This is a genomic window from Mycobacterium sp. (assembly GCF_035314665.1).
In the GTDB taxonomy this organism is placed as follows: Bacteria; Actinomycetota; Actinomycetes; order Mycobacteriales; family Mycobacteriaceae; genus Mycobacterium.
On sequence record NZ_DATFZD010000376.1, the window covers coordinates 20,900 to 28,004 of the forward strand.

At 63.5% G+C, this 7,105-nt stretch carries 8 protein-coding genes; 2 read left to right on the forward strand and 6 right to left on the reverse strand.

What is annotated here, in order from left to right; translation table 11 throughout:
• The first annotated feature begins 17 nt into the window (after positions 1-17).
• Together VKI00_RS26880 and VKI00_RS26885 are read left to right on the forward strand one after the other, a co-directional pair.
• The gene (locus VKI00_RS26880; RefSeq protein WP_324443673.1) at positions 18-464 is read left to right on the forward strand and encodes an SRPBCC family protein; all 447 of its coding nucleotides are present in this window, start codon (positions 18-20) and stop codon (positions 462-464) included.
• Complete coding sequence (locus VKI00_RS26885; RefSeq protein WP_324443675.1) at positions 448-987, forward strand: TetR/AcrR family transcriptional regulator; 540 nt, start codon at positions 448-450, stop codon at positions 985-987. Before VKI00_RS26880 ends, VKI00_RS26885 begins: the two co-directional genes overlap by 17 nt.
• Here VKI00_RS26885 and VKI00_RS26890 read toward each other — a convergent pair.
• The 6 genes from VKI00_RS26890 to VKI00_RS26915 all read right to left on the reverse strand — a co-directional run bounded on the left by VKI00_RS26890 (position 977) and on the right by VKI00_RS26915 (position 6,895).
• A complete protein-coding gene (locus VKI00_RS26890; RefSeq protein ID WP_324443677.1) occupies positions 977-2,530 on the reverse strand; it encodes an NAD(P)/FAD-dependent oxidoreductase in 1,554 nt (517 codons plus the stop codon). The genes VKI00_RS26885 and VKI00_RS26890 overlap by 11 nt on opposite strands.
• 142 nt (positions 2,531-2,672) lie before the next feature.
• Positions 2,673-3,413: a TetR/AcrR family transcriptional regulator gene (locus VKI00_RS26895; RefSeq protein WP_324443697.1), complete on the reverse strand. Its 741-nt coding sequence runs from the start codon at positions 3,411-3,413 to the stop codon at positions 2,673-2,675.
• A gap of 77 nt (positions 3,414-3,490) precedes the next feature.
• A complete protein-coding gene (locus tag VKI00_RS26900; protein WP_324443679.1) occupies positions 3,491-3,955 on the reverse strand; it encodes a hypothetical protein in 465 nt (154 codons plus the stop codon).
• Between the two features lie 83 nt (positions 3,956-4,038).
• On the reverse strand, positions 4,039-6,204 hold the full coding sequence (gene nrdE / locus VKI00_RS26905) for a class 1b ribonucleoside-diphosphate reductase subunit alpha (RefSeq protein ID WP_324443681.1): 2,166 nt from the start codon (positions 6,202-6,204) through the stop codon (positions 4,039-4,041).
• Positions 6,174-6,620 (reverse strand): class Ib ribonucleoside-diphosphate reductase assembly flavoprotein NrdI, encoded by a 447-nt coding sequence (nrdI, locus tag VKI00_RS26910; protein ID WP_324443683.1) that lies wholly within the window; start codon positions 6,618-6,620, stop codon positions 6,174-6,176. The genes nrdE and nrdI overlap by 31 nt, the downstream gene beginning before the upstream one ends.
• A gap of 35 nt (positions 6,621-6,655) precedes the next feature.
• Positions 6,656-6,895 (reverse strand): redoxin NrdH, encoded by a 240-nt coding sequence (locus tag VKI00_RS26915; protein ID WP_324443685.1) that lies wholly within the window; start codon positions 6,893-6,895, stop codon positions 6,656-6,658.
• Between the last annotated feature and the right edge of the window lie 210 nt (positions 6,896-7,105).

The following is a 7,105-nucleotide window of genomic DNA, read 5'->3' on the forward strand; positions in this document are numbered from 1 at the left end:
CATGTACCATTTGGTACATGATTACCGAAGACAGTATCGAGATCGACGCGCCGCCACAGCTGGTGTGGGATGTCTTCAGCGACGTCGAGCACTGGCCCGATTGGACCGCCTCGGTGACCTCCCTGACCGGGCGGGACGGACCGGTCCTCGCCGTCGGCAAACGTTTCACGATCAAGCAGCCCGGCATGTCGAAGCTGGTCTGGACGGTCACCGAGATCGAGCCGGGCTCGTCCTGGACGTGGGTGCAACGCTCTCCGGGCGTGCAAGTGACGGCCCGTCACTTCGTCACCGGACAGCGCGGCGGCCGCACCCTGGTGCGTCAGCAACTCGACCAGCGCGGTGTGCTCGGCGCGCTGGTCGGGCGGCTGATGGTCAAGAAGACCAGGCGCTTCCTCGAACTCGAGGCCCAAGGACTCAAGGCCCGCTCCGAGGAGCTCAGCCGCGCCGATGGTTCGCACTCCTGACCTGGAGCGGCGCCGGCAACTGCTGGACGCGCTGATCGAGGAGTTCGCCGCGGGCGGCATCGGCGATCGATCGCTGCGCGACGTGGCCGCCGCGGTCGGCACCAGCCACCGAATGCTATTGCACCACTTCGGCTCTCGCGATGATCTCATCCTGGCGATCGTCGAAGAGGTCGAGCGCCGCCAGATGGGCCTGCTCGGCGATCTGCCCACAGATCCGGCGGAAGGTTTCGCCGCCATGTGGGCGGACCTGCGCCGGCCCGAATTGCGGAACTTGGAGCGCCTCTTCTTCGAGTGCTACGCCCGAGCAGCCCAGGGCGAGAAGCCGTTTGACCGTATGGTCCCCGGCGCGGTCAGCGGCTGGCTCGCTGGGGTCGAATCCGTCGTCGGCACCGCGTTCGATCCCGCGATGGCGAGATTGGGTTTGGCCGTCACCCGTGGCCTGCTGCTGGATCTGGTGGCCACCGACGACGAGGCCGGCGTGGACGCGGCCGCGAAAGCGTTCGCGGATCTGCTCAGGCGCTGACCTTCCGGCGCTTGGCCGACGAGCCGGTGCCCACCCCGAAGAACCGGTATTCCGCGGGTTTGAGCGAGCGGGTGGACCGCCAGTACTGCCAGGTCATGCCGCTCCACAGGGTGCGGTTGACGCCGTGTTCGTCGAGGTACCAGCTGCTGCAGCCGCCGGTGTTCCACACCGAGCCGGCCAGCTTGTCCTGCAACTCGGTGTTGAACCGGTCCTGAGCGGAGCGATTGGGCGCCAACGCCTGCGCCCCGAACTTCTCCACCGTCGCGATCGCCTCGGCCACGTAATGGATCTGCGACTCGATCATGAACACGACCGAGGTGTGACCCAGTCCGGTGTTGGGCCCCAACAGGAAGAAGAGGTTGGGCATATCGGCGACGGCGATCCCGCGGTGCGCCACAACGCCCTCCCGGTTCCAACGGTCCACCAGATCCTCGCCGTGCAGGCCCTTGATATCGACATAGGTATAGGAGTCGGTGGTGTGAAATCCGGTGGCGTACACGATCACGTCCACCGGGTGCTGGACGCCGTCGTCCGTGACGATGCCGTTGGAAGTGATGCGGGTGATCCGATCGGTGATCAGTGTCGTCTTCGGATTGGCGACCGCCGGGTAGTAGTCAGCGGCGTACAGGATTCGCTTGCAGCCGGCGCGATAGCTCGGAGTAAGCCTGCGCCGCAACTCCTTATCGCGGACGCTGCGCCGAATGTTCCACTTGCCGACCAGTTCGACGCCACGTAGCAGGCTTGGGCGTTGGGTCATCGCGTATCCCAAACCTTCAAGCCCCCAGTAGATTCCCGACCGTACCGCCAGCCGCAGACCGGGCACGTTCGCGAAGGCTTTGCGCACCCCGTCCGGCAGCAGACTGTTCGGCCGCGGCACCACCCACGGCGGGGTGCGCTGATACAGCTGCACCTCGGCCACACCGGCTCGGTCGCGCACCAACTCCGGCACGATCTGGATAGCACTTGCCCCGGTTCCGATCACCGCGACCCGCTTACCGGTCAGGTCGACGCTGTGATCCCACTGCGCGGAATGGAAAGCGGCGCCGTTGAATTCATCCATGCCCTCGATGGATGGTAGCCGCGGGATATGCAGCGCGCCGGCGCCCGAGATCAAAAACTGCGTCACGTACTCCTGCCCGGACGCGGTGAACACGTGCCAGCGGTATTCGCTGTCGTCCCAGTGCGCGCGGTCGACCAGCGAGCCGAACCGGATGTAGCGGCGCAGCCCGTACTTGTCGGTGACGCCCTCGAGGTAGTCGAGGATCTCGGGCTGCGGCGAGAACAGCTTGCTCCACGTGGCCTTCGGTTCGAACGAGAACGAGTACAGGTGCGACGGCACGTCGCAGGCGCAGCCCGGGTAGCTGTTGTCCCGCCAGGTGCCGCCGATCTCGTCAGCCTTCTCCAGGATGACGAAGTCCACGCCCTGGCGCAGCAGCGCAATCGCCATCCCCAGTCCGGCAAACCCCGTCCCGATGATCACCGCGCGGGTGTGCACGGGCGGAGCCTGCACATCGGGCTGGGTCGCCGACTCGGTAATGGTCATTTGCGCCACTCCTCCTCTCGCTTCGCTCTGCATTGTCGCCGGCGCGGCTCATGTGCGCCGCTCTTCCTTCCCCAAATATCTGGTACCGACGGTATCGGATAAGTGTTGTCGATGCCCGCGGCGATGTCAACGTCGCGGATGCTCAGCTCGCGGCAGAGTCGCGGGGCACCGCGTTGTGGATGGGCTGATCGGGGTCTAGTTTGACGCCGAGCAGCTCAGCTGTACCGCCGATGACCCCCATCATGATCGTGGTTAGGTGCTCGACGAACTTGTCGCGCGCCATCCGGCGCGGGCTGTCGGGGTCGGACCCCAACCACCAATCGGTGGCCGACGCGGCCGAACCGAAGGCAGCGAACGCGGTGAGTTCGAACGCGGCCGGATCGAGTTCCATCTCGCGGAGCTCGTTGTTGAACATCTCGGCCATCGCCAGCGTGATCTCGCGGCCCTCGTTCAGCGTCCGCATCGTCGACTCGGACTGCTCCGGAAAGCGGCCCTGAATGAAGAACCGCAGCACGTTGGGATGCTCGTCGACCAGGTTGACGTACTCCTCTGCGCTGCGGTGGATGATCTCGCGAACCGAGTTCGTGGCGAAGTCGATCGACGGGAAGACCGCCGCCCACAACATGTCGCGCAGCCGCTCCCCGATCGCCTGGAACAGGTCGGATTTGTCGGTGAAATGCCGGTAGATCTTGGGTTTGGCGGTGCCGGCCTCTTCGGCGATCTCACGGACGCTGAGCTCGGGACCCAACCGGTCGATGGCGCGGAAGGCCGCCTCGACGATCTCACCGCGCACCTTCTTGCGGTGTTCGCGCCAGCGTTCGCTGCGCGCGTCGACCTTCACCCCAGGCTTGACGCTGGGGTGGGGTCGGGGAGGTCGGGGGATTCTGACCACGTCAAGCACTGTACCGCGTTGCAGCCGCTGACCTGCGCAGACCCGCTGCGCTGCGATCAGGGGCCGGGTCAGGTGGCGTCGTGTGTGGCGGTGGAACGCTCTTCGGCTGCTTCGGAGGTGGGTTCCCCTTCTGACCGATCCGATTCACCACGCCGATGCTCGCGCTGGCCTGGATCGTCGGCTTTGCCGCCGCGCGAGTCGAGTTCATCGGCTCGCTGCACCTTTGCATCCAGCTGGTCACGCGCGGCCGCTGCTTCGCTCTGATGACCAGCGGCGCGGTCCTGCAGCCGCGCGGCTTCGGCCGTCTTCACTTCGGCCTCCGCCTGCGCGGCCCGTGCCTTGGCAGCAGCCTCTTGGCCGAGTGCTTCACGGCGTTTCAGCTTTGCGGTGTCTTCGAGAACTTCCTCGCGGATGCGATGAGCTTCGGCTTGCCGGCGCCGACGGCGGCTACTGCTGGCGAACGCGACAATCGCGGCGATGAGCAATAGTGCGACCGCAACGACGACAATCCATACGATGGTGCTGGTAGTCATAGCGACTCCTTTGATCAGTCTCGCGTAATGCGAGCCAGACCCATGGGATTGCCGTCGCCGCTGTTTTCAAACCCGTCGCGGCCTCACAGCATGCAGGACACGCAGCCCTCGACCTCGGTTCCTTCCAGCGCCATCTGCCGCAGCCGGATGTAGTAGAGCGTCTTGATGCCCTTGCGCCAGGCATAGATCTGCGCCTTGTTCACGTCGCGAGTGGTCGCCGTGTCCATGAAGAACAGCGTCAGCGAAAGACCTTGATCCACATGCTGGGTCGCCGCGGCATACGTGTCGATGATCTTCTCGTAGCCGATCTCGTAGGCGTCCTGGTAGTACTCCAGGTTGTCGTTGGTCATGTAAGGCGCCGGGTAGTAGACGCGGCCGATCTTGCCTTCCTTGCGGATCTCGACCTTGGACACGATCGGGTGGATCGACGACGTCGAGTGGTTGATGTAGGAGATCGACCCCGTCGGCGGGACCGCCTGCAGGTTCTGGTTGTAGATGCCGTGTTCCTGCACCGACTCCTTCAGCCTGCGCCAGTCGTCCTGGTCCGGGATGCGGATCTCTGCGTCGGCGAAGAGCTGACGCACCTTGTCGGTCTTGGGTTCCCAGATCTGGTCGGTGTATTTGTCGAAGAACTCCCCCGACGCGTACTTGGACTGAGCGAAGCCTTTGAAGCTCGAACCGCGTTCGATCGCAATGCGATTCGATGCACGCAGCGCATGGTAGAGCACGGTGTAGAAGTAGATGTTGGTGAAGTCGATGCCCTCATCGGAGCCATAGAAGACGTGTTCACGGGCCAGATAGCCGTGCAGGTTCATCTGACCGAGCCCGATCGCGTGCGAGTCGTTGTTGCCCTGCTCGATCGAGGGCACCGACCAGATGTGGGTCTGGTCGCTCACCGCGGTCAGCGCCCGGATCGCCACCTCGATGGTCTGGGCGAAGTCCGGCGAGTCCATCGTCTTGGCGATGTTCAGCGAACCCAAGTTGCACGAAATGTCTTTGCCCACTTTGGCATACGTCAGATCTTCGTTGAACAACGACGGCGTGGAGACCTGCAGGATCTCCGAGCACAGGTTGGAGTGGGTGATCTTGCCCTCGATCGGGTTGGACCGGTTCACCGTGTCCTCGTACATGATGTACGGGTAGCCCGACTCGAATTGCAGCTCGGCCAGCGTCTGGAAGAACTCGCGCGCCTTGATCTTGGTCTTGCGGATACGCGCGTCGTCGACCATATCGTAGTACTTCTCGGTGATCGAGATGTCGGCGAACGGAACACCGTAGACACGCTCGACGTCATAGGGCGAGAACAGGTACATGTCTTCGTTCTTCTTGGCCAGCTCGAAGGTGATGTCGGGAATCACCACGCCCAGGCTCAGCGTCTTGATCCGGATCTTCTCGTCCGCGTTCTCGCGCTTGGTGTCCAGGAACCGGTAGATGTCGGGATGGTGTGCCTGCAGGTACACCGCACCGGCGCCTTGGCGCGCACCGAGCTGGTTGGCGTAGGAGAACGAGTCCTCCAGCAGCTTCATGATCGGGATGACGCCCGAGCTCTGGTTCTCGATGTTTTTGATCGGCGCACCGTGCTCGCGAATGTTGCTCAGCAGCAACGCGACTCCCCCACCGCGCTTGGACAGCTGCAGCGCGGAGTTGATGGACCGCCCGATCGATTCCATGTTGTCTTCGATGCGCAGTAAAAAGCAGCTCACTGGTTCGCCGCGCTGCTTTTTGCCCGAGTTGAGGAATGTCGGGGTGGCCGGCTGGAACCGGCCGTCGATGATCTCGTCGACCAGCTTCTCGGCCAGCGTGGTGTCGCCGGCGGCCAGCGTCAGCGCGACCATCACGACCCGGTCCTCGAATCGCTCGAGGTAACGCTTGCCGTCGAAAGTCTTCAGTGTGTAGGAGGTGTAGTACTTGAACGCGCCGAGGAAGGTCGGGAATCGGAACTTCTTGGCGTACGCACGGTCGAGCAGCGTCTTGACGAAGTTGCGCGAGTACTGGTCGAGAACCTCACGCTCGTAGTAGTTCTCCTTGATCAGGTAGTCGAGTTTCTCGTCCTGATTGTGGAAGAACACCGTGTTCTGGTTGACGTGCTGCCGAAAGTATTGGTGGGCGGCTTCGCGGTCCTTGTCGAACTGGATCTTGCCGTCCGCGTCATACAGATTCAGCATCGCGTTGAGCGCGTGGTAGTCCGTCTCGCCGGGCAACCCGTGCGTTCCGGCGATTACAGGCTCTGCAGTGACGGTTGATGGCACGTCTGTTCCTTCCAGAATTCAGCAAGACCCGCGCGGACGGCTTCCACGTCGTGCGGGGTTCCCATCAGTTCGAGGCGGTAGAGGTACGGAACGCCGCACTTGCGGGACACCACGTCGCCCGCATACGCGAATTCGGCACCGAAGTTGTTGTTGCCCGCGGCGATGACGCCGCGGATCAACGACCGGTTGTGCTCGTTGTTCAAAAAGGCGATGACTTGTTTGGGGACGTAGCCGCCGTCGTTGATGTCCGGTGTGGCCCGGCCGCCGCCGTACGTGGGCAGCACCAGCACGTACGGCTCATCGACCTCGATGCGGCCGTGCAGCGGTATCCGCGTCGCTGGGATACCCAGCTTCTGCACAAAGCGGTGCGTGTTCTCCGAGACGCTGGAGAAATACACCAGGCTGCAGGACGGCACGGCAATCTCCTCCTGTCCTACTGCGCTGCTGCCGGCTATGCGCTCAGCACGGCACCGGCGAGCCCCTTGATCCGGTCGGGACGGAAGCCTGACCAGTGCTCGTTGCCGGTCACCACGACGGGCGCCTGCAGATATCCCAGCGCCATCACGTAGTCGCGCGCCTCGGAGTCCAGCGTGATGTCGACCTTGTCGTAGGCGATGCCCTGCTTGTCCAGCGCCTTGTAGGTGGCGTTGCACTGCACACATGCCGGCTTGGTGTAAACGGTGACGCTCATGGGCGGTCCAACTCCTCTGTCAACGCGGCTAAAAGACACGAACTGGCAACTACTGGGGTAATGCATCTGCACTGCTTTTCAGCAGACCGCCGCGCCACAGAATTCCCGTCTTGCCGATCCGCGTCAGCTGGCGTGCGATGCCGGTTGGCGCGTCCCGGCCGACCAGGCGAACCTGGGGTCTGTCGGTGTCGGGAACACTACACCTAGTGG

Excerpts from the sequence above, each read along its gene's own strand:
- VKI00_RS26880 (WP_324443673.1), top strand. The coding sequence starts at position 18 with ATGATTACCGAAGACAGTATCGAGATCGACGCGCCGCCACAGCTGGTG.
- VKI00_RS26890 (WP_324443677.1), bottom strand. The coding sequence starts at position 2,530 with ATGACCATTACCGAGTCGGCGACCCAGCCCGATGTGCAGGCTCCGCCC.
- VKI00_RS26900 (WP_324443679.1), bottom strand. The coding sequence starts at position 3,955 with ATGACTACCAGCACCATCGTATGGATTGTCGTCGTTGCGGTCGCACTA.
- VKI00_RS26915 (WP_324443685.1), bottom strand. The coding sequence starts at position 6,895 with ATGAGCGTCACCGTTTACACCAAGCCGGCATGTGTGCAGTGCAACGCC.
- VKI00_RS26885 (WP_324443675.1), top strand. The coding sequence starts at position 448 with ATGGTTCGCACTCCTGACCTGGAGCGGCGCCGGCAACTGCTGGACGCG.